This is a genomic window from Paraburkholderia rhizosphaerae (genome assembly GCF_004366595.1).
Taxonomy (GTDB): Bacteria; Pseudomonadota; Gammaproteobacteria; order Burkholderiales; family Burkholderiaceae; genus Paraburkholderia; species Paraburkholderia rhizosphaerae.
Window position 1 is genome coordinate 119,268 of the sequence record NZ_SORE01000004.1, and the last position, 24,906, is coordinate 144,173.

Consider the following 24,906-nt stretch of genomic DNA (forward strand, 5'->3'; position numbering starts at 1 on the left):
GCTTCGCTTCGCATCACTTAGCCGCCATCGCGACCCGCCAACCTAATCTGGCTGGCGAGTTGCAACAGCGGCGATCAGGCGGCGTCAGTTGGTCAGCTCCTTGATGAAGAACACGGACTGCAAGGTCGGCAGGATCTGCTGGATCATGCGGTTGAAGGTTGCGCCCACGGCCGTGCCGACGTACACCACGTCAAGCGGCTTGAGCTGGAATTGCGAACTCAGCATCACTGAGTCCGGCTGGGTCATGTCGAGGCGGAAAATCTCCGGCGAGTTCGGGTTGTCGCGCATGCCGCGCATCACGAAGATCTGCCGCGGGTTCGCATCGGTGTCGAGAATGCCGCCCGCGCCGGTCAGCGCATCGGCAATCGTGAAACGGCCCTTCAGCATGTTCAGCGTCACGGGTGTCTTGACCTCGCCCATCACAAAGATGCGGCTATCGGTGCGATCGGGCACGTTGATCACGTCGCCCGGCTGCAGCAGGATGTTTTGCGAGCTGTCGCCGCGGTCGAGCATCGCGTCCGCGTTCAGCACGTAGAACTTCTTGTTGCGCGTCAAACGCACGCGCTGCAAGTCCGCGTCGGGGTTCGTGCCGCCCGAACGCGAAATCGCGTCGACAAGACGCAATGGCACGTCGCTGATCGCGAGCGGTCCGGGCGTCTTCACATCGCCGGTGACCTCGACGCGCTGGCTGCGAAATGCGAGCACGCGCACGTCGACCTGCGGATTCTTGATGTACGGGTTAAGGCCCACTGCGAGTTCGTCGCGAATCTGCGAGGTCGTCTTGCCGGCCGCGCGAATGCGCCCGACGAACGGGAAAAAGATCGTGCCGTCCGGCGTGACGGTCTGACCGAACGGGTCGGCCTGTCCCGGCAGCGCGGTCGTGTACGGCTGCTGCAGCGTACTCGCGAGGGTCTGCGTGGTATTGCCGCCGGTCGACAGCGTCGTGCCGTTCTGCGTCGTCAGCTCCGGGTGATTCCACACGGTCACGCCGAGAATGTCCGACGGCTGCACCTGATACCGGTAGTCGCTTTCGGTGTACTGCTCCGGCGGCAGCGGCGGCGGCGCCATTGCCGCGGCAAACTTCGCCTGCTCGGTGACGAGTTGCGCGTCGATCGTCTTCACGTCGTACGTCGGCTGCGGGCCTTGTGGACCCGGGTCGTTCAGGCGCGACGTGTTCAGGTGGTTACCAGGCAGAATCGAACACGCCGACAGATACGCCGCCAGCGCAAGAAGAAACAGACAAGTGAAATTTCGCTTCAGCATATTTTGTTGAGCCATCCCATGACCAGATGTTCGATCAGCACCAGGCTTTCGCGGTATTCGCGCTCTTCGCCTCCGTACGGGTCGACCACGTCGGACCCCTCCCATTTGCCAAGCGCATGAACCTTGCCGCGTGCGGCCGGGTCCAGCGCTTCGACATCCTTCACCTGGCGCTGCTCGGTCACGAGCACCAGGTCCGCATCGCGCACCATCCGGCTGCTTAAGCGCCGCGCATGATGCTCACCCGCCGTTACACCGCGTTCCGCTAGCAGACGCCGCATCACCGGATCCATCCCGTCGCCGTCGACCGCGCGGATACCGGCGGAGTGAAAAGCAATCTGCGCGCCCGGATGACTGTGCTGGCGGGCCTTGAACAGCATCTCGGCGGCGGGCGACCGACAGACGTTGGCGTGGCACACGATCAGGACATTGGCGAACATGGCGGTATCCGTGAATGGCGTTTGCGGTTTGGCAGTTCTCTGTGTAAGTGCGGGTTCGGTTCTCAAGCGTGTTTGTCAAAACGACCTGTCAGCGGCCTGCAAGGCAGGCCGCTTGCACTTCTTTTTCAAAGTTGCGCGGTGGCCATCGCCTTCGACGCATCGCGCACCGTTGCATCCTGCTGCGCATGCTGACGGCCGATCGCGTGATATTCGATACCGAGCTCGCGCATCGAATCCGGCTCGTACAGATTGCGGCCGTCGAAAATCACCGGCGTTTTCAGATGCGATTTCAGGCTGTCGAAATCGGGACTCTTGAACACTTTCCATTCGGTCAGGATGACTAGTGCGTCGGCGTCGCGCGCGGCTTCCATCTCTTCTTCCACGAACGACAGCCGTGCATGACGCTGCGGCATGTTCTCGAGATCGAGCGCGAGCACGCGCTTCGCTTCGTCCATCGCGACCGGGTCGTACGCCTTCACTTTCGCGCCGCGTGCAAGCAGTTCCGCGATCAGCGGACGGCTCGGCGCTTCGCGCATGTCGTCGGTGTTCGGCTTGAACGCGAGGCCCCATACCGCGAACGTGCGGTTCGACAGGTCGCCGCCAAGACGCTCGACGATCTTGCTCGCGAGAATCTTCTTCTGCTCGTCGTTGACCGCTTCGACCGCCTCGAGAATGCGTAGGCCATGACCGCGCTCGCTTGCGGTGCGAATCAGCGCCTGCACATCCTTCGGGAAGCACGAACCGCCGTAGCCGCAGCCTGCATACAGGAAGTCGTAGCCGATGCGCGGATCGGAGCCGATGCCGCGGCGCACCGCTTCGATATCGGCGCCGACGCGGTCAGCGAGGTTCGCGAGTTCGTTCATGAACGAAATGCGCGTCGCGAGCATCGCGTTGGCCGCGTACTTCGTGAACTCGGCCGAGCCGACGTCCATATACAGCGTGCGTTCGCGATTGCGATTGAACGGCGCATACAGGCGCTTCATCATTTCGCGCGCCTTCTCGCCGGGCACGTCCTCATCGCAGCCGATCACGATCCGGTCCGGACGCGTGAAGTCTTCGACCGCGGCGCCTTCCTTCAGAAACTCGGGGTTCGACACGACCGAGAACATCTGCTTCGAGCCGCGCGCGGCGAGCTCTTCGGATACCGCGGCCGCGACGCGGCGCGCGGTGCCGACCGGCACCGTCGACTTGTCGACGATCACCTTGAAGCCGTCCATATGCTTGCCGATGTTGCGCGCGGCCGCGAGCACGTATTGCAGGTCCGCGGAGCCGTCTTCATCCGGCGGCGTGCCGACCGCGATGAACTGGATGTCGCCATGCGCGACCGAAGCCTCGACATCGGTCGAGAACTTCAGGCGCCCTGCCTTGCGGTTGCGCGCGATGATCTCCAGCAGGCCGGGCTCATGGATCGGCACGCCGCCGTTGTTCAGCACGTCGATCTTGCGCTGGTCGACGTCGAGACAGAACACGTCGTTGCCGATATCGGCAAGACAGGCGCCTGTCACAAGGCCTACGTATCCGGTTCCAATGATCGTCACGTTCATGAATCACACCTCGAGAGATTGAGTGGTCGACTGGAGTTCTAAGAAATAAAAGCGAAGACGGAATGAAGCAGCGCCGCCGTGTTCTCAGTAAGCGTTGCTGCCGACAAAGCCCTTCCAGAACGTCAGCACGACGATCTTCATGTCAAGCCAGAAGGTCCAGTGCTGCATGTAGTACAAATCGAGCTTCACGCGGCCCATCATCTTTTCGATGCGGTCGGTTTCGCCGCGGTAACCGTTGATTTGCGCCCAGCCGGTGATGCCCGGCTTGATCCGGTAGCGGTGCATGTAGCCGCGCACCAGATCCTTGTAAATGTCGTCGTGCTCGAGTGCGTGCGGACGCGGTCCGACGACCGACATCTCGCCCCTCAGCACATTGATGAACTGCGGCAATTCATCGAGACTCGTGCGCCGCAGGAACGCGCCGACCGGTGTGATGCGCGGGTCGCGGCGCGTCGCCTGGGTGATCTTGCCGGCTTCCTCCTTGTGCATCTTCATCGAGCGGAACTTGTAGATCTCGAACTGGTTGCCATCGATGCCCTTGCGTTTCTGCCGGAAAAACACCGGCCCCGGCGACGACAGTTTGACCAGCACCGCGATCACGAGCATCAGCGGCGACAGCGCGGTCAATGCTGCCAGTGCGAACAGGCGATCGAACACGCGCTTGGGCAGCACGCGCAGATCGGTGATCGGCGACGCCGCGAGGTTGATCGCCGGCACGCCCAGCAGATCGACCATCGGCTGATTGAAGAGCGTGAGGCTGCGCACATCCGGAATGAAACGGATGTTCACGAAATCGTTGCGGAACTCGGTGACGAAGCGATGAATCGTGCGTTCCTTCGACATCGGCAACGCCATCCACAATTCGCGGACCTGATCGCGGCGCATTGTCTGCACGAGCTTCGCGAAGTCGCGCTCGACCGGCACGCCTTCGATGTCGTGGGGCCCGCGTTCGAGCGCCTGCGGATCGTCGAGCGGATCGTCCGTGCGACGGTTGCGCGCGCCGTCTTCGGTATAGACAATCAGCGGCCTGAAACCCGCGTCCGGCCGGCTTCGGATCTGCTCGACCAGAAACTTGCCGTACGGCACGCTGCCGACGATGGCCACCGCCTTCTGGTTAAAGCCCTCCCGGCGCAGACCTTTCAGCACTGTATGCACGATCGCCTTCGTGACGATCAGCAGCACGATGCTCGCGACCGCCCAATAACCGAGCCACAGACGCGACAGAAGTTCCGCACGGTGCAGACTGAAGCTCATCAGGATGCCGGTCAATTCGACCATCAGCCAGCCGCACGACACACGCCACATCAGGTCATACAGCGATTTGCCGCGCCACGACTGATAAATGCCGAGCGCCGGAAAAAACACCACGACCAGCAGGCTGTCGAACGTCAGCGAAATACTTTGCATGTCGTCGAGCCACATGAAGTGCCCGGCGTGCACCGCGGACGCGATCAATGCCCCCAGGGCAACCATCGCAATGTCGATGATTCTCGATAGAACGCTCAGCATGCTGCTGCACCTCGTTGATCAAACTGATCCGCGCCGTAGCAGCCAACCTTGTCTGGCCAATACGTCATCGAATCCGGCGGCTGTTAGTTATTCGCGCGGAAAAGCCCTGGCGAATTAGGTGAATACCCTCGTACTAGTATGAATAAAGAGGCATTAAAATTCGCGCCGCAAGCCTCTAAAAATAACAATTTGTATCGGTAATGATTGCCCAATTTTTCGCTAATTTATGCGGCAACAATTACCTTTTTCCCGCCTTCAACAATGCGTTTCCAGCGTCATCTAGCCGGATTCTGCCGCTTTTCTTACAATACCTTCATGAGCCCTCCGGGCTCTGTTGTATTCACGCATCCGGAATTCGCCGGGAGTTGAACCCGGCTATTTCGCGATGCTCATCATTATTTTAATTTTTCAAGTATGGTTGACTTAAATCTATCGCAATTCAGCGGGGAAGAATTTCCAGAAAAATTGCCGTCGATTTACGTATTCTTTTATTGAGCAATTACGGCGTGTTAAAACTCGAGGCACTCATCCCCGTTCGAGGAGTCAACCATGAGTGCTATCGGCACGGCGTCGAGCGCCGTCCAATCCCGCCCCGCATCCGCCACGCCGCTTAACGTCAAGCTCAAGGTCCAGCCGGTGATTCTGGCTGGCGGCTCGGGCACGCGGCTATGGCCGATGTCGCGCGAACAGCATCCGAAACAACTGATCGGTTTGCTGGGCGAGGACTCGTTATTGCAATCGACGACACGGCGCCTCGATGCGCTCGACGCGGGCTATCCGGTCGCCGATCAGCTCGTGGTGGTATGCAACGAGGAACATCGCTTTACGACGGCCGAGCAGTTGCGCGTGGCCGGTAAGGCAAGCCGCCTGATGCTCGAGCCGGTCGGCCGCGATACCGCGCCGGCGCTGACGGTTGCGGCATTGTCGGTGGCCGCGCACGATGAAGACGGCATCATGGTCGTGATGCCCGCGGATCACGCGGTCGCCGATCTCGACAGCTTTCACGCAGCAGTGGCGGCTGGTGTGCAATATGCGGCAGCCGGCCATATCGTGACGATGGGTATCGTGCCGACGCGTGCGGAAACCGGCTACGGCTATATCCGTGTCGGCGGGCCGATGCCCGCGGCAAATGGCGCGGCGAGCGGTAGCGAAGGCGAAGCGGCAGGCGGCGCGCGCCGGCTCGATCGCTTCGTCGAGAAGCCGCATGTCGAACTCGCGCAACGCTATGTCGAATCGAAGGAATACTTCTGGAATAGCGGCATCTTCATCATGCGCGCGTCGACCTGGCTAAAAGCGATCAAGCACTTCCATCCGGCGATTCACGACGCGAGCGCAGCCGCTTATGCAGCCGGCAGCGCGGACGGCGACTTCTTCCGGCTGCAGCGCGAAGCTTTTGCAAACTGCCCGTCCAATTCGATCGATTATGCGGTGATGGAGCAGCTGGGCAGCGATACGTCGACGGCAAGCGGCGTGGTCGTGCCGCTCGCGGCCGGTTGGTCCGACGTCGGTTCGTGGGACGCGATCTGGCAGATCCTGCCGAAGGACGAGGACGACAACGTCGGCCGCGGCCGCGTGATTTTCGAGGGCGCCGAAACGACGTTCGCGCATTCGGAAGGCCGGTTGATCGCGTGCGTCGGCACCCAGGATCTGGTCGTCGTCGAAACGGACGATGCGATTCTGGTCGCCGACAAGTCGCGTGTGCAGGACGTGAAGAAGGTCGTCGGCCGCATTCGCAATGAGCGCGGTACCGAGGCGACCAATCATCGCAAGGTGCACCGTCCGTGGGGCCACTATGATTCGGTCGACACCGGTGAGCGTTTCCAGGTGAAGCGCATCGTCGTGAAACCGGGCGCGCAACTGTCGCTGCAGATGCATCACCATCGCGCCGAGCACTGGATCGTCGTGCGCGGCACTGCGTTGGTCACGCGCGGCGAAGAGCGGTTTATCGTGTCGGAAAACGAGTCCGCGTATATCCCGCTCGGCGTCACGCACCGTCTCGAGAATCCGGGCAAGATGCCGCTTGAAATTATCGAGGTGCAGTCAGGTTCGTATCTCGGCGAAGACGATATCGTTCGCTTCGACGATACATACGGCCGTCGTTGAACGGCAGCCGTTGAATGATGAGGACACCGGCGGCGCTACGCGCCGCCGGTGTTTTTTGCGCGATCGTCGCGTGATCGTTGGACGTCGGTGTCCGGCGTCCGCCACCCGTTCAGGTTCAACCGTTTCGCGTTGCCTACGTGTTTAGCGGTGCATTCGTTGCATCGAATGCGTTCAAACCGCGCCGCGGTCCGGAAGGACCTGCGGCGCGTATTCTTCACCGCGCTTCACCGCGCTTCACCGCGGCCCTTCTGCCGCGGTTTGCTCACCCGTGATTTGCAGCAGTCGCGCCGGCGGTTCGTATTCGGCGAATCGGCGCGTGCTCAAGCGTACGCGTTTAGCGCACGTGCGAAAGGAATTTGCGCGTCGGCGGGAAACGGTCCGTCGTCTTGTCGGCGGCGGCGCTGCTTTCGCTCGGATAGCGGCGCAATTGCAGACGGTGTGCATTCGTATGCTGCGGGTACGACGACGTGGCCGACGATGGCGTGGCGCCATTGCCATTGCGGTTGACCGCGCCCGGCACCGCGCTCTTCGCCGCGGCCGACTCCGGCATCGGACGCGTAACTGGCGCCGCGCCGGCCGCTTGCGATGCAGCCGGCGCGCCCGCATAAGCCGGCAGCTGCCGTTGCGCAGCGTGTGTCTGCTGCACGGGTGCCGCGGCCGCATGCGGCACGACGCGCGTGCGCTCCGCCACGGCCGCACCATCGCGCTGCTGGCCGGTCGCATGAGCGGCCGTCACGCCGGCTTCGCGATCGATCCATTCGGTCGCCCATGCGAGCGCAAAGCGCCGCGCCGCTTCCGCATCGTCGAAACGCGGGCCGATCAGGCCGGAACGCTCGATGCGCCGCCCGTCCCGCATGATCTCCGCCCACGCGCGATACATCGTGCTCGCGACCTGCTCCGCCGCCGCGTAGATCACATAACCGCGCTCGTCGGAAAACTGCGCGCCACCGGGCATCGCAAGATTCATCCATAGCGGCGCGTGAAATTCGTCCTGTTGATGCAGGCCCTCCGGCGCGCTGACGCTGTCTGATGCGTCGTCTTGCGCGAGCGCGGCGCCATGTTGATGACCGTCGTACAGTGCGCTGTATTCGTCATCGCTTGCATCCGCTTGCCGATGCGCATGGGCGACGCTCAGCGACTTCGCTTCACGCGACTCGGCTTCGGCACTGCTGCCGACGAAATCGGCGTGTGCGGACGGCACGATTTCATTCGTGAGCGACGCTTCGTCGACTGCGCCTGCCAGTTGCCGCGTGATGTCGGCGATCGCGCCGAGCGGACGCCAGCCGTTCGTGACACCCGGGGTGCCCGACGCGGTCTGCCACGACTCGGGGCTCTTCCAGAACACGCCACGCACTGCGTCGTCGCGCGGCCTCACCGGCTGTTCGGCCTCGGGCGCAGGCTTCACTGCGACCGGCGGCGTGGGCTCGGGAATATACGCGAACGTGCGACCCGTCTCGGACAGCAGACGAACCATTTCAAGCAGCGTGCCGTTGGCTTGCCATTCTTCGAAACGGCGACGGCATGTTGGGCCCGACGGGTAGCGTCCAGGCAGCTTCGACCACGGTTCGCCGGTGGTCATGATCCACAACACGGCATTGGCGACAATGCGTGGTTCGGCGCGCGGCCGTCCACGGCGATTCAAGCGGACGGCTGGCTCATCGGAAACGAGCGCGGATAGCCGTGCCCATTCGTCATTGCTTAGCTCATCGAAAAACATGCATTTCTCCACGCGGGCCAGGCCAGGCCGCGGTTTGGGCAGTCACGAACTTCTTGTGGTTCGTGTGGGCGCCCCCGGTTGCACAATATGTTTTCCGTTTCGGCGGCATTGCGAAGAAACCGCACGACGTCGCACAGCGTCAGTGCGTGTTTTCCCAATTAGCGCGCACGAAACGTGGTCTCACTCATGCATGGGAGAATTTGTGCACGAAGCATACCATTACCAGGGTTTGCTTGAATGTGATGCGGCCAAGTGTTACGGATAGAAACAAACTTGTCCTGTTTGCAGGATTGTTTTGGTCCCGTTTGTCACATATCCGTCGTGCATTCTGTTGCAGCGAACCTGCGCTTCGCCGTCGCTTGACGCATCCTCATCGTCTTTTGCGATTCGCTTATGCAAAGCGGGCCGCGATCTGCCGCACAACCCACTTTGCAACCCACTCCACGCGCAGGCGTTGCGTGATTCATACGCTGTCGCTCGCGCAAATAACGTATCGCCGTGCGTCGCTATCGAAAGAAGGTTTTTAGCGCACCGGTGCGGCCGCCTGATCGCCGACTACGGTTCGCCACGGACGCACGCGCCATCGCTTGACGAGCCCCGAGCGCACGTACGGATCGGCTTTCGCGAACGCCTCAGCCGCGTGCGGCGACTCGCCGCTAAAGAGCAGCACCGCAACGTCGACCGGGTCTTCGAGCGCGCCAGCCAGTTGCAGTTCGCCGCGCGCGGCTGCTTCCCACGCGAGCTTCACATGCACGGCGCGAAACTCGCCGCGCCGTTCGAGATAGTCGTCCGCGAGGTCATACATCAACAGATAGTGCATCGTGATCCTCCATGTTTGACAAGCGATGACAGGAACCCGCACAGGCGACGTTAGCAGCGCCGTTACGGATCGCGAAAAGACACGCGATCCGCGTTCGCCGCAAGCGTCGCGGGTTTCACTGTGCGTGGTGCTCTGCGTGGTGCTCTGCGTGTTGCTCTACGTCATGCTTTCCGTGACGTTTGACCGATACCCAGGGAAACACCTGCCCTGCCGGCGCGCATAACCGTCAACCATCGCTCCCATTGGCCCGTTCTGACAATTACCATTCAGTACGATGGTGCTGCAGACGGGCCGGATGCGTTGGCCCCGGATCGAATAACGACGAATAACGCTAACCACCGATGGAGTGTCCCATGAAGATCCAATCCGCAATTGCCGCTCTCGTGCTCGGCGGACTGCTCGCGGCGCCGGCTTTCGCCGGGAACAGCCAGCAGAGCAAAATGACCGCTTGCAACAAGCAGGCTGGCGACAAGAAAGGCGATGAACGCAAGGCGTTCATGAAGGACTGTCTGTCCGCCTCGTCGGCGATGGCCGCATCCGCACCGATGACGCAGCAGGAGAAGATGAAGGCGTGCAACGTGCAAGCGGGCGACAAGAAAGGCGACGAGCGCAAGGCGTTCATGAAGACCTGCCTGAGCAACAAGGGTTAAACCGTTTGCGCCTGTTTGAACGCAGCCGGGTCGCGCTGGCACCCGGCTGCGGGTGTTCGACAGTAGTGTCTGTCGAGTGCATCCTGCTACCTGCCTGATTGCGCTGCGTATGCATCAGGAGTTTGCCGCATCGGCCATGACCGCATCGGCATCGGTGTTTGCGTGACCGGCATCGGCATCGATGCGGTTCGATCGCGTCGCATCGCCGATGGCGCACGCGATCTGATGCTCGTTGCGTGATCAAGCATTTTTCCCACTCTTTGATAACGCGCGACGCTCTCGCCGCAGACCGCGGCTATTCGTTCTCGTATCCCGCGAGTTGCGCCTGCACCGTTTTCTTCTATGATGGCGGCACAGACGGCCCCATCGCGCCATACAAAGACAATCGCCAAACCACCAAGGGCCGCCCGCTTGTCGTTGATGCCAAAGCGCATGCACGGAGGCAGGAATGGTTGGGAGACACAAGAATCGCTGGCTGCGCCGGTGGCTCGTCGCGATCGTTTTCTGGTCGGTGCCGGTCGGCATCGTCGCGGTGCGCGAGATTCAGGAGGAAATGGCCTATAACACGGTCGACCTGAACAACGCGCTGACGAGCTGGCAGTTCACGGATGCGCAGCGCGCCGCCGGCGCGCCGGCCCGTTGCCACGGCACGCCCGACGATGCGCGCGCCGCGCGTTGTCCGGCCGACGTGCTTGCCGCGAATGCGCCGCGCCAGCAGGAAGCCATCGACGAATACAACCTGCGCCGCAAAACCCTCGCGTCTTATCTGTGGCATGCGTTCGTCGGCTACTGGGTGGTGCCGGCGGCGACGCTGTTCGTGATCGGCACGCTGATCGGCGGCATCCGGCGCGCGCTGCGCCGGCCGCCCGTGCAACACACCGCCCCGGATTCCGCGCAAGGTCCGGCGAAGCACCAGGCGCATCACTGACGCGGCGGCCGAAACATCACAACCTCGCGCATCCGCTGGCCTGACTGATGCGTGACCGCAACACTTTCAGCAGCATTTCAACGCGCGGTGCCGCACGGTGCGCAACCAGTAAAAGCGACCGTTTCACGAATGCCCGAGGCCGGCTCTATCGTCAGCGGAAAGTGCGTGCCGCGAGAGCCGCGCGGCGCGCGAATCTTTGCGAAGTCGCGCGTTCGCGTGGCGCATGCGCGCGGGTCAGATTTACCCGCATATCGCGCGAACCGCCGGGAAAGGCCCATCACACAAGGCGCTGCGGGTTGCCGGTAAAAGGCTCTCTTTGTGCATCCGTGTGTTATAACTAAACGGCAACCCGCGTGACCTGAGGCTGCATCCCCGGAACCACGATGGAGAAAAACGATGCAAAGACGAAACTTCATTCTAAAAAGTAGCGCTGCGCTCGCTTTCGGAAGTCTTGCACTGGCAGGCTGCACCACCACCGGGAAGTCTGGAGAATCCGCCGCCACCGACATGTCGAAGCGGCAATCGATCGACGCATCTGTCGACGGCACGATGTCGCGGCTCTTCAGTACGGTTCCCGGTTCACGCGAACTGGTCGGAAAAGCACGCGGCGTGCTGGTGTTCCCGTCGGTGATTCAAGTGGGATTTGTGATTGGCGGCCAGTACGGCGAAGGTGCGTTGCGTGTCGGCGGCACGTCGGTCGGGTACTACAGCACCGTGTCGGGCTCGTTCGGTCTTCAGGCGGGTGCGCAATCGAAGGCGCTGATTTTCCTGTTCATGACGCAGGACGCACTCGACAAGTTCCGCGCCGCCGATGGCTGGTCAGTCGGCGCCGATGCGTCGGTCGCGCTGGTGAAGATCGGCGCGAACGGTGTGGTCGACACGACGACAGCGACCTCGCCGGTCGAAGTGTTCGTGCTGACCAATGCCGGCTTGATGGCCGATGTGTCGCTCGCCGGCACGAAGGTCACGCGGCTGAAGATCTAAACGCTCGGCACCGCACTCGCTACACGCAGCCTCACGTCGCCATGGACGTGAGGCTTGTGGCTGCTTTTTGTTTGCCTTCCTGATTGCCGTTTGTCCGGCCGTTTGTCCGGCCGCTTGTCCATTCGCCGGGGCCCGGTTACCTGCGGCAGGTACCCCGCGTAGCACCCATCAAACGCTCGCTCACGAAGTACTGGTCGATGCATCGACCACCTTGAAACGCGAGCGTTTTTGCGCCCGGATCACCGACTGATACGCTTCGACATATTGGCTCGCCATCCGGTGCGACGTGAAGCGTTCTTCAAAGCGCTGCCGCACGCGCGCGCGCGGCAGGCTATGCAGACGGTTTACCGCCGCGACCGCACCGATCTCGTCTTCGACGATAAACCCCGATATGCCGTCATCCAGCACCTCGGGCACCGCGCCGCGATTGAACGCGATTACCGGCGTGCCGCATGCCATCGCTTCGATCATCACGAGGCCGAACGGCTCCGGCCAGTCGATCGGGAACAGCAACGCATGCGCGCCGGACAGAAACCCGGCTTTCTGGTCGTCGGCAATTTCCCCGATGTATTCGACATACGGCAGGTCGAACAGCGGCCGGATATCGCGCTCGAAATAATCGCGGTCGGCCGCGTCGACTTTCGCCGCGATACGGATGCGCATGCCGCAGCGGCCAGCAATGCGAATCGCCGTGTCGACGCGTTTCTCCGGCGAAATACGGCCCAGAAACGCGAGGTACTTCTGTTCGACCGGCTGCGGCATATACAGCGTTTCGGGTAGCCCGTGATAAACCGTCGTGAGCCAGCGCGCCTGCGGCAACGGCTGGCGTTGCGAATTCGAAATCGAAATGACCGGCGCGGTATTGAACGTGTCGAAGACCGGCTGCTGCTCCGGCAGGTCGAGACGGCCATGCAGCGTCGTCACGAACGGCGTTTCCTGACGCTTGAACACCGAGAACGAGTAGTAATCCATATGGAAATGCAGCACGTCGAACTGGTCGGCCTGGCGGCGCACGATCTCCATCAGCAGCATATGCGGCGCGATGCGGTCGCGAATGCCGGGATCGAGGCGCAGTGCACGCGGCCACACCGCTTCGAGCTTCGCGCTCGTGACTGAATCGCCGCTGGCGAACAATGTCACGTCGTGGCCGAGGTCGACCAGCGCCTCGGTGATGTACGACACGACGCGCTCCGTGCCGCCATAGAGCTTCGGCGGTACCGATTCGGTCAAAGGGGCGATCTGCGCAATTCTCATAACGTCTCCAATGGTGGCGAGCGAGTATGCCAGCGCGTCGAGCTTACCGGCAATCAGCACGAACCGCAGGTCAATACCCGGTTGACTTGCCGGATTGCTTTGCGATCCGAACTGCATGCGCGCGGACTCATGCGCGATGGCTCATTGCTTCGTCTCGTGTGCTGTCGTTTTGCTTATGTCACCCGATTATTGCCTGGGCTGTCGAAAAAAACCGCGTCTGTTTGCACTTGCAGCATGCTGTTACAAACGCGAAACATTCGCTCACGAACGGTGGCAAACGGCGTGACGGCAGTTGCCGGCGGGCACGGCATGATCGGGCGCCATGCGCGTGTCGCTGATGTCGTTGCAAGGTCCGGCGTTTAGCGCGCGGGCCATTTCCACGCCGGCACGTCGAGTTCGTCGCCGCCAGCGATGCGCGTGGCGCCCAGCTCCTTTTCGAGCACAAGCGACTGGCTGCCGCTTTCGCGTTCGAGGGACGCAATCAGCCGCGCCGCATGCGACACCACCAGCACCTGCGAATGCGCGGATGCTTGCGCGATCAACCGTCCGAGCGCGGGCAGCAGGTCCGGATGCAGGCTCGTCTCCGGTTCGTTCAGCACCAGCAGCGCGGGCGGCCGCGGCGTCAGCAGCGCGGCGACCAGCAACAGATAGCGCAGCGTGCCGTCCGACAGTTCCGCGGCCTTGAGCGGCCGCAGCAGGCCGTGCTGCCGCATCGTCACTTCGAAGCGTCCGTCGAAGTTCGAGATGTCGACGCGCGAGCCGGGAAACGCGTCGCTCACGGCCTCGTCGAGTGCGCGCGGCGAGCCGATCTCGCGAATCGTCTGCAGCGCGGCGGCGAGATCGGCGCCGTCATCGGCGAGCACGGGCGTATGCGTGCCGATTTGCGGCAGACGCGCAGGCGCGCCGGCATCGGTACGGAAGTAGTCGTAGAACCGCCACGAACGGATCTGCTCGCGCACCGCCAGCATTTCCGGCGCGCCGCGCGGGTCGGCGAACTCGGTCATCATGCTGTCGAAGCTCGCGACCGTCTGCGGGACGGTCTGCCAGTCGCCAGCGTCCGAGCGCGTGCGCAACGACGCGCCATGCCGGTCGACCAGCAGCGCCGAGGGCCGCAACAGCGGCCCGCTCCAGATGCACTCGCGTTTGATTACGGGGTCGAGGCTGAACTGCGTCGGGCCAGGAACCGGCAGGCCGAGGTCGATTGCGTAGCCGAATTCGTCACCCGCGAAGCCGAGGCGCAGATTCACCGGCTCGTGGCGGCGTGTGCCCTGCACCGGCGCGTCGCCCGCGAGCATCGCGCGCGAAAAGCGCTCGGGACCGGCCCATAGCGTCGACTGCAGACCGCCTTCGCGCGCGAGCGACGGAATCACACCGCCGCGCGCGGTCGCGGCGAGCAGCCGTAGCGCGCGGTACACGTTCGACTTGCCGCTGCCGTTCGGCCCGGTCACCACATTGAGCCGGGAGAGCGGCACGATCAGGTCGCGCAGCGAACGGTAATTGGCGATCGCGAGGGTCGTCAGCACGGCCGGTCGGCGCAGCGTTCAGGACGACGGGCCGTTATTGCCCGACACCGGGCCCGACACCGCGCCCGCAAGCGGCACGCTGCGCAAGTCACGCAGATACGTATCGCGCCACACGCCGAGGTCGTTCTTGCGCAGCGCGGCCATATTGATTTCGTGGCGCCGCATGCGCTCGTCGAGCGGCATCGACAGCGCGCGCTGCAGCGCTTCGCACATGCCGACTGAATCATGCGGGTTGACGATCAGCGAACCAGTCAGTTCGGCCGCGGCGCCGGCGAACATCGACAGCACCAGCACGCCCGGATCGTCGGGATTCTGCGCGGCGACGTACTCCTTCGCGACGAGGTTCATCCCGTCGTGCAGCGGCGTGACAAAGCCGATCTGCGACTCGCGGAACAGCGACATCAGTTTCCAGCGGTCATAGCGCTGGTTCAGGTAGCGGATCGGCGTGTAGTCGAGGCCCGAATACCGGCCGTTGATGCGCCCTGCTTCATATTCGAGGTCCTGACGGATCTGCTGGTAGGTCGACACATCGGCGCGCGTCGGCGGGGCGATCTGCACGAGCGTCACGTTGCCGCGCCATTCGGGCGAGCGCTCGAGCAGTTGCTCGAACGCGCGAAAGCGCTCGACGAGCCCCTTCGAATAGTCGAGCCGGTCGACGCTCATGATCAGCTTGCGGCCTTCGAGGCTTTGCTTGAGGTCCATCACGTGCTGCCGGCTCTCGTAGCGTTTGGCCTGCTCGGCGATCTCATCCGGGAACACGCCGATCCGGTAAACGCCGGTGCGCAGCGTGCGGCCGAACGCTTCGACATGGCCGCCCGCCGTCACGGTGCCGCGCGCATGACGCTCGATGTAGTCATGAAATGCGAGCTGGTCGGTCTCGGTCTGGAAGCCGAGCAGATCGTAGCAGCACATCGATTTGACCAGCTCTTCGTGCGGCGGAATGTTGATCAGAATCTGCGGCGATGGAAACGGGATATGCAGAAAGAAGCCGATCCGGTTGGTCACGCCTTCGGCGCGTAGCGCTTCGGCAAAAGGAATCAGGTGGTAGTCATGCGCCCAGATGATGTCATCCGGTTCAAGCAGCTTGATCAGCTTATGCGCGAGCCACGCGTTCACGCGCCGGTAGCCCGCGTACTCGTCGCGTTCATAGCGCGCAAGGTCATTGCGGTAGTGGAATACCGGCCACAGCGTCGCATTCGAAAAGCCGCGGTAGTACTGGTCGTAGTCCTTGCGCGTCAGGCCGACCGTCGCAAATGTGACGGAGCCATCCTGCTCGAGCGTCGGTCCGGCATTCGCGACCGCCTCGCTGACGACATCGCCGCTCCATCCGAACCAGACGCCGCCGGTATCCTTCAGCGCGCCGAACACGCCGACCGCGAGCCCGCCGGCGGACCCTCGGGTTTCGGTCGGTGTCGCGACGCGATTCGATACGACGATCAGTCGCCCCATGCTGTTGTCCTCCTGTGTCGGTTCACGTACCCGCGCGGGTGCCAGTGCCAGTGCCAGTGCCAGTGCCAGTGCCAGTGCCAGTGCCAGTGCCAGTGCCAGTGCCGCGGCCCGCGACCGGGTCGGCCTCGGTATTCGCGGCGGTACTCGACGCTGGCGCGGGCGCGGCCTTCGGCATCCAGTCGAGCGACTCGCCAGTTTGCGCGTCGCCGGTGTCCCCCTGGGCGTCCCACTTTGCGGCCACATCGGCCCGTGCGCGCGGCAGAAATTGCGGATGGTGCTGCTGCACGAAGCTGATGAGCCCTTCGCGAACCCGGCAGCGCAAATCCCAGTTCAGCCCTGAATCGATCGAACTGACCAGCACGCGCAACTGCATCGCGCGATCGGTCGCATCGGTGACCTGCAGCACCTGCACGCGGCCGTCCCACTCGGGCGCCGCGGCGACGATGCGCGCAAGTTCGTCGCGCAGCGGCGCGAGCGGCATCCGGTAATCGACAAACATAAACACACTGCCAATGATCTGCGAACTGCTGAGCGTCCAGTTCTGAAACGGGTTTTCGATAAACCACTGCAGCGGCACGATGAGCCGGCGCTGATCCCACAGCCGCACCGCCACGTAGGTGCCGGTGATTTCCTCGATGCGCCCCCACTCGCCTTGAATCACGACCACGTCGTCGAGCCGGATCGGCTGCGACAACCCGATCTGCAAACCGGCGATCAGGTTGCCGAGCACTGGCCGCGCGGCAATACCGGCAACCAGACCGGCGACACCCGCCGACGCCAGCAGGCTCGCGCCGATCTGCCGGACATTCGGGAATGTCATCAGCGCGGCGCCGACGCCGACGATCACGATGACCACCATGATCGAGCGCGCAAGCACGCGTGCCTGCGTGTGAATGCGGCGCGCCTGCAGGTTATCGGCGGTATCGAGTGGGTGGGCGGCGATAATCGCCTCGCCGATCGCGGATGCGGTGCGCACCGACAGCCATGTGATCGCGGCAATCAGCGCAAAGGCGGCGGCATCTCTGAGCCCGACGATCAGCGGCAGCGAATCCGGCGCTTCCCACCAGACGATCTCGAGCGCGACCACCGTCATCACGAACAGCGCGGGCCGCGCGATCCGGCGCAGCACGACGGTCAACGACGGGTGCGGGCGTGCGATACGCAGCAGCACGCGCTTGCCGAGTCGATGCACGCCAATCGCGGCAATCACAAGGCATGCGGACACGACCAGCGTGCCTGGCCACGAATGCAGCGGCGCGGTCGCGAGGCGGTTCAGATCGTCGAACGTCAACATCAACGCATACTTCCTCGTTCAAGGTTGCGGAGAAAGAAACCGGCTTGTGCCGGCGCGCCACCCGTTCTGATCGATGCGCGGTTCAGTCCATCGCTTCGCATCGACCGGATGGCCGAACCCGCGATCGATCGGCCGATGCCAGCCGATGCGGCGAATGCGCGGGCCATACGAACCCGATGCGCGCCAGGCCGAACCAATGCCGAGCCCATGTCAGAACAAATGCGATACACAGCCGCGCCGGCGGCTGGCCTGCGAGTGGCGGACTGCGCGCACGTCGCGCGCATCGTGTTGTGGTCAGGCGGCTCGAGTCAGCAGCGCTCGTGCCCGTGCCTGACGGGGACCTTCAGAAGAAAACCGGCGGCGCCGCGACGTGCGCGCGGCCGCCATTCGCGGGCACGACTGGACACTACCAGACATGACTGGGCACCACCAGGGGTACCGCACCGGCGCCGCGTTTCCACCGGCTATGCGCATACCCTACGCACAAACCGTTTGCGCACGCCATTCGCACAAGCTGATTCGCGCCGGCCGCGAGGACCGGTTACGGTCGCGTTCAGCCTGTCAGTTGGTTGCCCCTTTGCACGGAAACGCCTTGCCGAGCCCCAGTGACACCGCCGTGCTCGCATTGAAGCTTGCCGCATTCGGATTTTCCGCAATGAACTTGCGAACCGCATCGGTCAGCTGCTGTGACCGGGCATCGGGCGGCAGGCAGAAGTATTGCCCGACGCGCGGGCCCGTGGTGCCGCCGATCGCGTCGATCGTATTGAACACCCCGTCCGCCGCGCCTTCGATATACGCGCCGCACGCGCTTCGCGACGCGATATCGGTCTTCGTGCACAGCTTGTTGAGGTCGGCCCCCGTAAATGCGTTCGCCGACAGCGGCACGGCAAGCACGCTGACGCAAATCAGAACCCGCAGCATGATGTTCCTTCGAGGTATAAGCGATGCAGATTTTTTCCGGCCATAAAAGCTACCCGTGCCGGTCTGTTATTTTGCACTGTTTTGCGGTGCCGGCGCAGTGCCGCCAGCGGGCGCCTGTTTTTGCATCTGCTGCAACCGCGCGGTCAGCCCTTCGACGACGTCCGGCTCCTTGTACTGCTTCGCGAAGTCGAGCGCGGTCAGACCCAGCTGGTTCTTCACGTTCAGGTCGGCACCGCTGTCGAGCAGCAGCTTGACCGTCGACAGATGCCCGCCACGCGCGGCCATCATCAGCGGTGTCGTGCCGTTCGGCGAACCGGCGTCGATATACGCGGAGTGATCGAGCAGGATCTTGATCACGTCGTCGTGGCCGTTGGTCGCCGCGTAGTGCAGCGGCGTCCAACCTTTGCGGTTCACCTCGGCGTCCTTCGAAATCAGCAGATTGACCAGTTGGACGTCGCCATTGAGCGCCGCCAGCATCATCGCATTTTCGCCAGCCTTGTCGACGATCTCGATGTTCGTCTTCGGGTTATCGAGCAGTACCGCGGCTACCTGATCCGACTTTTCGCGCGCGGCCAGCACGAGCAGCGGAAAACCGTAGTCGTCGGTCATGTTCGGGTCGATGCCCTTCGCGAGCTGCTTTTTGATTTCCTTCGCATCGTCGAATTTGACGGCCTTGATCACCGTGTTGTCCGCCGCGGCGGCCGCGGGCTGCGCAAGCACCGCGAATAGCGTCGCAGCGGCGACCGAACCGGCCAATAGCGTGCGCGCGGCGGCCAGCGCGGTGCCGCGACGTAACCCACGGACTCGGAGATCAGCGAAATAATTCTGCATAATTGACTTTAATAATATCTAATATCTTATTGATATCAAGGAAAAAACCTTGAAGCCACTTCACGCGCCCACGGGCGCCTGAAGGCCGAACAGGCGGAAGAAGTTGCGCGTCGTCGCCGCCGCGAGTTCCGTGTCCGGCATCTCGCGTTGCTGCGCGATGAAGCGTCCGACATAACTTACGTACGCAGGTTCATTTGGCTTACCGCGATACGGCACTGGCGCGAGGTACGGCGAGTCGGTTTCGATCAGCAGACGCTCGAGCGGCACGCGGCGCGCGACGTCCTGAACCTCGGTCGCGCTCTTGAATGTGACGATACCCGACAGCGAAATGTAAAAGTTCTGCGCGAGCGCCTGTTCGGCAATGGCCCATGGCTCCGTAAAGCAATGCATCACGCCGCCAGGCACGCTCGCGCGCTCCTCGGCCATGATGCGCAGTGTGTCGTCCGCCGACGCGCGCGTGTGGATGATCAGCGGTTTCTTCGTGGCATGCGCGGCGCGGATATGCGTGCGAAAACGCTCGCGCTGCCATTCCATGTCGTCGATCGAGCGGCCTTCGAGGCGGTAGTAGTCGAGCCCGGTTTCGCCGATCGCGATCACCTTCGGATGCGCGGCCAGTTCGGCGAGTTGCGCGACGCTCGGCTCGCGCGCGTCCTCGTGGTCCGGATGCACGCCGACCGATGCGTAGACGTTCTGATGCCGCTCGGCGATATCGAGTACCGACGGCAACGTTTCGAGATCGACCGACACGCACAGCGCATGGGTCACCGCATGCTCGCGCATATTGTCGAGCACCTGCGGCAGGCGATCGACGAGTCCTTCGAAGTTGATATGGCAGTGTGAATCGACAAACATGACTAATCCTGGTTTAAGACAGCCGGGCCTGGCAAGCCGGCGGGCGACAGCAGCAGGCCAGCCCCGGCCGCGGCTGCTACTACGGGCGCAAGCGACGCCCGACGATCACAAGGTCCCGCTCGATGCCGTCGAGCACGGCCACGCGCGGCAGCACGCCCCAATCGGCGAATCCGAAGCGGCGAAACAGCCGCAGGCTCGGTTCGTTATGGCCGAACACGAAGCCCAGCAGTGTATCGATGCCCAGACCCGGCGCGGCGGCGAGCGCTGCTTCGAGCAGCGCGTTGCCGAGTCCTTTGCCGCGCACGCTTTCGTCCACATAGATGCTGACTTCGGCCGTACGGCCATATGCCGGGCGGCCGTAAAAGTCCGAAAAGCTCAGCCACGCGAGCACTGCACCGTCTGCTTCGACCACCCACAGCGGCCGGCGCTGCGGTGCATGCGCGTCGAACCACGCACGGCGGCTTTCGACGCTAACCGGCTCGAGGTCCGCGGTCACCTGTCGCGACGGCACCGTCGCGTTGTAGATCGCGACGATCGCGGGCAGATCGTCGAGCGTGGCATCGCGGTAAGAGAGCGTCATGGTTCGGTACAGCGGTCAATCGTTTTCAAAAAACGCGCAGGCATCGGCCGGCCTTCGCGCGCGCAGCGTCTCGCATCGCTATGCGAACAGGTCGCGATAGCCGAGAAACAGTTCTTCGAACACGAGCCGCGCATTCAACGGATGGTTCTCGACCGCGCGCTGCCGCGTAACGGTCTTCATAAAACGCGCGAACGCGTGCGCATCCGCCTGCGCGGCGCAGCGTGCTAGCGCCGCCGATGCATGCGGGAAATAACGCGGCCTGCCCGCGGTGCGCTGCGCGAGCAGATCGTACAGCCAGCGCTGCAGCCAGCCGAGCACGAGCGGCACCGGCAGCTTTTGCAGCGTTTCGCCGCAAGCGAACGCATCGCACCCGGCGCCGGCCGCGAGCTGCTGCAGCGTCCAGTCGCGCAGCGCGCGGTTCTCGTCGCGGGCGAGCGCCAGCGCGGCGAGTGGCGCGCCGCCCACTTCGGCAAGCAGCGCGCGCGCGTCGTCGACGCCTTGCGCGGCAAGCCACGCGGCCGCGGCGTCAGGCGCGGGCGTCGGCATCGGCCATTGGCGACAGCGGCTGATGATGGTCGGCAGCAACCGGTCGATGCGCGCGGACACCATCAGGAATACGACGCCCGCCGGCGGTTCTTCGAGCGTTTTCAACAATGCGTTCGCGGCCGCGACATTGAGCGCCTCGGCCGGATACAGCACGACGACGCGCACCCCGCCGCGGTGTGAGCCGACCCCACAGAAGTCCAGCAGCGCGCGCACCTGCTCGATACGGATTTCCTTGCTCGGCGCACGAGTCTTCTTGCCGTCGTCGGCGTCAGCTTTGTCCGCGCTTTTGTCCGCTTTATCGTCGGCGCCCGCGGACACGAATCCCGCCTCGGCTGCCAGCGCTTCGGGCAGCACGATCCGGTAGTCCGGATGATTGCCTTGCACGAACCAGTTGCACGCCGCGCATTGACCGCACGGTTGCCCGTCGGCCCGCGGCGCTTCGCACAACAGTCCCTGCGCGAGATGCTGCGCGAAGTGAAGCTTGCCAATGCCCGCCTGGCCATGCAGCAGCAGCGCATGCGGCCACGCGCCGCGCAACTGCTGCAGCCGGTTCCATTCGTCGGTTTGCCAAGGATAGATCATTTCTTTATCATTCAGATACTTGCGATAATATCTTCAAGCTGTTTCTGAATATACGGCACGCTCAACGTCGAATCGATGATGACGAACCGGTAAGGCGCCTCTTCGGCCCGGCGCAGATACTCGGCGCGCGTGCGCGCAAAAAACGCGTCCGACTCGCCTTCGAAACGGTCCGGCGCACGCGCTGCGCTGCGCCGTGCGCTGGCGGTATCGGGCGGCACGTCGAACAGCACAGTCAGATCCGGCTGGAAGCCGCCCTGCACCCAGCGCTCGAGCGCTTCGAGCTTGTCGCGTGGCAGCCCGCGCCCGCCGCCCTGGTACGCGAACGTCGCGTCCGTGAAACGGTCCGACAGCACCCAGTCGCCACGCGCGAGCGCCGGTTCGATGACCTGTGCAAGATGTTCGCGGCGCGCCGCGAACATCAGCAAAGCTTCGGTTTCGAGGTCCATCGGCTGATGCAGCAGGATGTCGCGCAGCGATTCGCCTAGCGGCGTGCCGCCCGGCTCGCGCGTGACCACCACCGAGCGGCCGCCCGGCGCGACCTTCGCTTCGAGGCGATCGCGGAACCAGCCGAGATGCGTGGTCTTGCCCGCGCCATCGATGCCCTCGAATGTGATGAATTTGCCGCGCGCCATTATTGCCCTCGAATGTATTTGTCGACGGCCTTGTTGTGATCGCCGAGTGTGTCTGAAAAAATGCTGCTGCCGTCGCCGCGCGACACGAAGTACAGCGCGTTGGTCTGCGCCGGGTTCAATGCCGCTTGCAGCGACGCGACGCCTGGCAGCGATATCGGAGTCGGCGGCAATCCCATCCTCGTATAGGTATTGTAAGGAGTGTCCGCCAGCAGGTCGCGCTTGCGCAAATGGCCGGTGTAACTCGCACCCATTCCGTAAATCACCGTCGGGTCGGTTTGCAGCGGCATGCCCGCGCGCAGCCGGTTCGCGAACACGCCCGCCACCATCGGCCGGTCCGACGCCTTGCCGGTTTCCTTCTCGATGATCGACGCCATCGTCAATGCTTCGTACGGCGTGCGATACGGCAGCCCCGGCGCGCGCGTCGCCCATGCTTCGTCGATACGCAGCTTCATCAGGCGGTACGCACGGCGATAGATGTCGAGGTCGCTCGTGTCCTTGTCGAATAGATAGGTGTCCGGGAAAAACAGGCCTTCCGCGTTGCCGCCCGGCGTTTGCGGCGCGCCGATCGCCTTCAGCAGGTCGGCGTCCGACAGGCTCGCGGAGTCGTGCCGCAACGCCGGGTTGGTGTCCAGTTCCGCGCGCATCCGCTTGAAGGTCCAGCCTTCGATCACGGTTGCGACGTATTCGTTCACGTCGCCGCGCGCGATTTTCTGCAGCACGTCGTACGGCGTCACGCCGCTTTTGAATTCGTAATTGCCCGATTTGAGCTCCGCCTGCAGGCCAAGCGCGCGCGCCATCAGCACGAACAGTTCCGGCTCGACCGGCACTCCGCCGCGGTTTAACTGCGCGGTGACGCTGCGAAGAGTGCTGTGCGCCTTGATCGTGACGTCCAGTTGGGGAGTAGCCAGGTTGATCGGCGTGGTGGCCCAGTGATAAGTGCCGGCGGCAGCCGCCGCGGCCAGCACGACGAGCGCCGCGCCGGCCAGGAAACATTTCTTCAAAAGGGTCATGCGGGACAAGGCTCGGGTGAAGACTCATATAATAACTGGTTGCCTTACCGTAAGTCATGCAGGGCCCTACCGGATTTCCGCCTCATGAACGCACCCCACGAATTCGCTTCAACCTCCGCTGCCGGCGCTGCGCGCGCCGATGAACGTACCAATACGGCCGCGGCTTCTAACACGGCCGTTCTGGACACCCATGCCAATGTTGGGCCGGGGTCGGCGCCCAATGCACCCAACGCGCCCAACGCATCTTCGACGCCGGCGGCCGGCGCTCCAGCGGCCGGCGTCCCGGCGCGCGCGCCGCTGGCCGCCGCCGCGCCCGTCGCACCGCTCGCGCCGTTGCCACGGCCAGCGCGCGGCGACTTCGACGCGGCGCTCACGCGCGGAGCGTATATGCCGCTCACGCAGTTCGGCGTGATCGACGTGACGGGCGACGACGCGGCGACCTTCCTGCACAGCCAGCTCACCAACGACACACAGCATCTCGATGCGGCAAGCGCGCGTCTCGCCGGCTACTGCTCGGCGAAGGGCCGGCTGCTCGCGTCGTTTCTGACGTGGCGCACTGGCGAAGCGATTCGCCTGCTGGTTTCGCAGGACGTGCAGCCAGCCGTGCAGAAACGTCTGTCGATGTTCGTGCTGCGCGCGAAAGCGAAGCTCGCCGACGCGAGCGGCACGCTCGCCGCGGTCGGCTTCGCCGGCGATGTGCGCGACGCGTTATCGGGCGTATTCGACGCGTTGCCTGACGGCGTGCACGTGAAGGTCGACGGCCCGGCCGGATCGCTGATCCGCGTGCCGGACGCGGCCGCTCGCCCGCGCTACCTGTGGATCGGACCGAAGGCGGAAGTCGACGCGCGGCTGCCCGCGCTCGATGCGAAGCTCGCACGCGCGTCGGCGGCGGTGTGGGACTGGCTCGATATCCGTGCGGGCGAACCGCGCATCACGCAGCGCGTGGTCGAGCAGTTCGTGCCGCAAATGGTCAATTTCGATGTGCTCGGCGGCGTCAACTTCCGCAAGGGCTGCTATCCGGGCCAGGAAGTCGTCGCGCGCAGCCAGTATCGCGGCACAATCAAGCGGCGCACCGCGCTCGCGCATGTCGCCGGCGAGCCTGAGACGGTGCTGCCGGGCAGCGAACTGTTCCATGCGGACGACGCGAGCCAGCCGTGCGGCATGGTCGTCAATGCGGCGGCCGCGCCGGACGGCGGCGTCGATATGCTGGTCGAGATGAAGCTCACGGCACTCGAGGCCGGCACGGTGCGACTCGGCGCAGCGGATGGGCCGGCGCTCACGTTCCTGCCGTTGCCGTACGCGCTGCCGTCGGACGCGTAAGGTCCGGTGCGTAAAGTCCGACGCAGAGTTCCGACGCGCACGCTCCGACGCATAAGCGCCGTCGCGTAAGCTCCGATGCATAAGCACCGACGCGTAGGGTTCGACGCATAAGCTCCGACGCGCGTATGCCCGCTTATGCTGCGCGCCGCCACTGATG

Annotated in this window: 22 protein-coding genes; 5 read left to right on the forward strand and 17 right to left on the reverse strand. The window is 63.6% G+C overall.

Translation table 11 applies throughout. The features are described from left to right. Positions 1-84: 84 nt before the first annotated feature. From BX592_RS06475 to BX592_RS06490, 4 genes are all read right to left on the reverse strand, one after another. On the reverse strand, positions 85-1,263 hold the full coding sequence (locus BX592_RS06475) for a polysaccharide biosynthesis/export family protein (RefSeq protein WP_134190847.1): 1,179 nt from the start codon (positions 1,261-1,263) through the stop codon (positions 85-87). Then, on the reverse strand, positions 1,257-1,700 hold the full coding sequence (locus BX592_RS06480) for a low molecular weight protein-tyrosine-phosphatase (RefSeq protein WP_134190848.1): 444 nt from the start codon (positions 1,698-1,700) through the stop codon (positions 1,257-1,259). Before BX592_RS06480 ends, BX592_RS06475 begins: the two co-directional genes overlap by 7 nt. A gap of 125 nt (positions 1,701-1,825) precedes the next feature. Beyond that, a complete protein-coding gene (locus BX592_RS06485; protein ID WP_134190849.1) occupies positions 1,826-3,244 on the reverse strand; it encodes a UDP-glucose dehydrogenase family protein in 1,419 nt (472 codons plus the stop codon). 84 nt (positions 3,245-3,328) lie between these two features. Continuing rightward, on the reverse strand, positions 3,329-4,753 hold the full coding sequence (locus BX592_RS06490; protein WP_134190850.1) for an undecaprenyl-phosphate glucose phosphotransferase: 1,425 nt from the start codon (positions 4,751-4,753) through the stop codon (positions 3,329-3,331). A 549-nt stretch (positions 4,754-5,302) separates the two neighbouring features. On the opposite strand from BX592_RS06490, the gene BX592_RS06495 reads away from it, so the two are divergent. Further along, complete coding sequence (locus BX592_RS06495) at positions 5,303-6,856, forward strand: mannose-1-phosphate guanylyltransferase/mannose-6-phosphate isomerase (RefSeq protein ID WP_134190851.1); 1,554 nt, start codon at positions 5,303-5,305, stop codon at positions 6,854-6,856. A gap of 334 nt (positions 6,857-7,190) precedes the next feature. On the opposite strand, the gene BX592_RS06500 is transcribed toward BX592_RS06495, so the two are convergent. Together BX592_RS06500 and BX592_RS06505 are read right to left on the reverse strand one after the other, a co-directional pair. After that, positions 7,191-8,573, reverse strand: a complete 1,383-nt coding sequence (locus BX592_RS06500) for a transposase (RefSeq protein WP_134190852.1) — start codon at positions 8,571-8,573, stop codon at positions 7,191-7,193. A 523-nt stretch (positions 8,574-9,096) separates the two neighbouring features. Beyond that, a complete protein-coding gene (locus BX592_RS06505) occupies positions 9,097-9,393 on the reverse strand; it encodes a YciI-like protein (RefSeq protein ID WP_134190853.1) in 297 nt (98 codons plus the stop codon). A gap of 353 nt (positions 9,394-9,746) precedes the next feature. On the opposite strand from BX592_RS06505, the gene BX592_RS06510 reads away from it, so the two are divergent. From BX592_RS06510 to BX592_RS06520, 3 genes are all read left to right on the forward strand, one after another. After that, positions 9,747-10,043: a PsiF family protein gene (locus tag BX592_RS06510; RefSeq protein ID WP_134190854.1), complete on the forward strand. Its 297-nt coding sequence runs from the start codon at positions 9,747-9,749 to the stop codon at positions 10,041-10,043. Between the two features lie 448 nt (positions 10,044-10,491). Further along, the gene (locus tag BX592_RS06515; protein ID WP_134190855.1) at positions 10,492-10,971 is read left to right on the forward strand and encodes a hypothetical protein; all 480 of its coding nucleotides are present in this window, start codon (positions 10,492-10,494) and stop codon (positions 10,969-10,971) included. Positions 10,972-11,367: 396 nt separating this feature from the next. Beyond that, positions 11,368-11,955, forward strand: a complete 588-nt coding sequence (locus BX592_RS06520; protein ID WP_134190856.1) for a BPSL1445 family SYLF domain-containing lipoprotein — start codon at positions 11,368-11,370, stop codon at positions 11,953-11,955. Positions 11,956-12,135: 180 nt separating this feature from the next. On the opposite strand, the gene BX592_RS06525 is transcribed toward BX592_RS06520, so the two are convergent. The 11 genes from BX592_RS06525 to mltG all read right to left on the reverse strand — a co-directional run bounded on the left by BX592_RS06525 (position 12,136) and on the right by mltG (position 23,429). Further along, complete coding sequence (locus BX592_RS06525; protein WP_134191054.1) at positions 12,136-13,209, reverse strand: glycosyltransferase family 4 protein; 1,074 nt, start codon at positions 13,207-13,209, stop codon at positions 12,136-12,138. 359 nt (positions 13,210-13,568) lie between these two features. Beyond that, positions 13,569-14,732 carry an AAA family ATPase gene (locus tag BX592_RS06530; RefSeq protein ID WP_134190857.1) on the reverse strand — a complete coding sequence of 388 codons (1,164 nt, stop codon included), beginning with the start codon at positions 14,730-14,732 and terminating at the stop codon, positions 13,569-13,571. 18 nt (positions 14,733-14,750) lie between these two features. Further along, positions 14,751-16,181: an alpha,alpha-trehalose-phosphate synthase (UDP-forming) gene (gene otsA, locus BX592_RS06535; protein WP_134190858.1), complete on the reverse strand. Its 1,431-nt coding sequence runs from the start codon at positions 16,179-16,181 to the stop codon at positions 14,751-14,753. A 22-nt stretch (positions 16,182-16,203) separates the two neighbouring features. Continuing rightward, entirely contained in the window at positions 16,204-17,475 is a 1,272-nt protein-coding gene (locus BX592_RS06540; RefSeq protein WP_134190859.1) for a mechanosensitive ion channel family protein, read from the reverse strand. Positions 17,476-18,036: 561 nt separating this feature from the next. Beyond that, positions 18,037-18,396, reverse strand: a complete 360-nt coding sequence (locus BX592_RS06545; RefSeq protein WP_134190860.1) for a Rap1a/Tai family immunity protein — start codon at positions 18,394-18,396, stop codon at positions 18,037-18,039. A gap of 66 nt (positions 18,397-18,462) precedes the next feature. Then, a complete protein-coding gene (locus BX592_RS06550; RefSeq protein WP_134190861.1) occupies positions 18,463-19,227 on the reverse strand; it encodes an ankyrin repeat domain-containing protein in 765 nt (254 codons plus the stop codon). 60 nt (positions 19,228-19,287) lie between these two features. Then, positions 19,288-20,079, reverse strand: a complete 792-nt coding sequence (locus BX592_RS06555; RefSeq protein ID WP_134190862.1) for a TatD family hydrolase — start codon at positions 20,077-20,079, stop codon at positions 19,288-19,290. 79 nt (positions 20,080-20,158) lie between these two features. Then, complete coding sequence (locus BX592_RS06560) at positions 20,159-20,659, reverse strand: GNAT family N-acetyltransferase (protein WP_134190863.1); 501 nt, start codon at positions 20,657-20,659, stop codon at positions 20,159-20,161. A 78-nt stretch (positions 20,660-20,737) separates the two neighbouring features. Continuing rightward, positions 20,738-21,787, reverse strand: coding sequence for a DNA polymerase III subunit delta' (locus BX592_RS06565; RefSeq protein WP_134190864.1), 1,050 nt, complete (start codon positions 21,785-21,787; stop codon positions 20,738-20,740). An 11-nt stretch (positions 21,788-21,798) separates the two neighbouring features. Continuing rightward, positions 21,799-22,419 (reverse strand): dTMP kinase, encoded by a 621-nt coding sequence (gene tmk, locus BX592_RS06570; protein WP_134190865.1) that lies wholly within the window; start codon positions 22,417-22,419, stop codon positions 21,799-21,801. Beyond that, positions 22,419-23,429, reverse strand: a complete 1,011-nt coding sequence (gene mltG, locus BX592_RS06575) for an endolytic transglycosylase MltG (protein WP_134190866.1) — start codon at positions 23,427-23,429, stop codon at positions 22,419-22,421. The genes tmk and mltG overlap by 1 nt, the downstream gene beginning before the upstream one ends. Before the next feature lie 84 nt (positions 23,430-23,513). Here mltG and ygfZ point away from each other — a divergent pair, with 84 nt between their 5' ends. Beyond that, positions 23,514-24,749, forward strand: a complete 1,236-nt coding sequence (ygfZ, locus tag BX592_RS06580; RefSeq protein ID WP_243849358.1) for a CAF17-like 4Fe-4S cluster assembly/insertion protein YgfZ — start codon at positions 23,514-23,516, stop codon at positions 24,747-24,749. The last annotated feature ends 157 nt before the right edge of the window (positions 24,750-24,906 follow it).

Coding starts and splice junctions, on each gene's coding strand:
- BX592_RS06475 (WP_134190847.1), bottom strand. CDS start 1,263: ATGCTGAAGCGAAATTTCACTTGTCTGTTTCTTCTTGCGCTGGCGGCG.
- BX592_RS06480 (WP_134190848.1), bottom strand. CDS start 1,700: ATGTTCGCCAATGTCCTGATCGTGTGCCACGCCAACGTCTGTCGGTCG.
- BX592_RS06485 (WP_134190849.1), bottom strand. CDS start 3,244: ATGAACGTGACGATCATTGGAACCGGATACGTAGGCCTTGTGACAGGC.
- BX592_RS06490 (WP_134190850.1), bottom strand. CDS start 4,753: ATGCTGAGCGTTCTATCGAGAATCATCGACATTGCGATGGTTGCCCTG.
- BX592_RS06495 (WP_134190851.1), top strand. CDS start 5,303: ATGAGTGCTATCGGCACGGCGTCGAGCGCCGTCCAATCCCGCCCCGCA.
- BX592_RS06500 (WP_134190852.1), bottom strand. CDS start 8,573: ATGTTTTTCGATGAGCTAAGCAATGACGAATGGGCACGGCTATCCGCG.
- BX592_RS06505 (WP_134190853.1), bottom strand. CDS start 9,393: ATGCACTATCTGTTGATGTATGACCTCGCGGACGACTATCTCGAACGG.
- BX592_RS06510 (WP_134190854.1), top strand. CDS start 9,747: ATGAAGATCCAATCCGCAATTGCCGCTCTCGTGCTCGGCGGACTGCTC.
- BX592_RS06515 (WP_134190855.1), top strand. CDS start 10,492: ATGGTTGGGAGACACAAGAATCGCTGGCTGCGCCGGTGGCTCGTCGCG.
- BX592_RS06520 (WP_134190856.1), top strand. CDS start 11,368: ATGCAAAGACGAAACTTCATTCTAAAAAGTAGCGCTGCGCTCGCTTTC.
- BX592_RS06525 (WP_134191054.1), bottom strand. CDS start 13,209: ATGAGAATTGCGCAGATCGCCCCTTTGACCGAATCGGTACCGCCGAAG.
- otsA (WP_134190858.1), bottom strand. CDS start 16,181: ATGGGGCGACTGATCGTCGTATCGAATCGCGTCGCGACACCGACCGAA.
- BX592_RS06540 (WP_134190859.1), bottom strand. CDS start 17,475: ATGTTGACGTTCGACGATCTGAACCGCCTCGCGACCGCGCCGCTGCAT.
- BX592_RS06545 (WP_134190860.1), bottom strand. CDS start 18,396: ATGCTGCGGGTTCTGATTTGCGTCAGCGTGCTTGCCGTGCCGCTGTCG.
- BX592_RS06550 (WP_134190861.1), bottom strand. CDS start 19,227: ATGCAGAATTATTTCGCTGATCTCCGAGTCCGTGGGTTACGTCGCGGC.
- BX592_RS06555 (WP_134190862.1), bottom strand. CDS start 20,079: ATGTTTGTCGATTCACACTGCCATATCAACTTCGAAGGACTCGTCGAT.
- BX592_RS06560 (WP_134190863.1), bottom strand. CDS start 20,659: ATGACGCTCTCTTACCGCGATGCCACGCTCGACGATCTGCCCGCGATC.
- BX592_RS06565 (WP_134190864.1), bottom strand. CDS start 21,787: ATGATCTATCCTTGGCAAACCGACGAATGGAACCGGCTGCAGCAGTTG.
- tmk (WP_134190865.1), bottom strand. CDS start 22,419: ATGGCGCGCGGCAAATTCATCACATTCGAGGGCATCGATGGCGCGGGC.
- mltG (WP_134190866.1), bottom strand. CDS start 23,429: ATGACCCTTTTGAAGAAATGTTTCCTGGCCGGCGCGGCGCTCGTCGTG.
- ygfZ (WP_243849358.1), top strand. CDS start 23,514: ATGAACGCACCCCACGAATTCGCTTCAACCTCCGCTGCCGGCGCTGCG.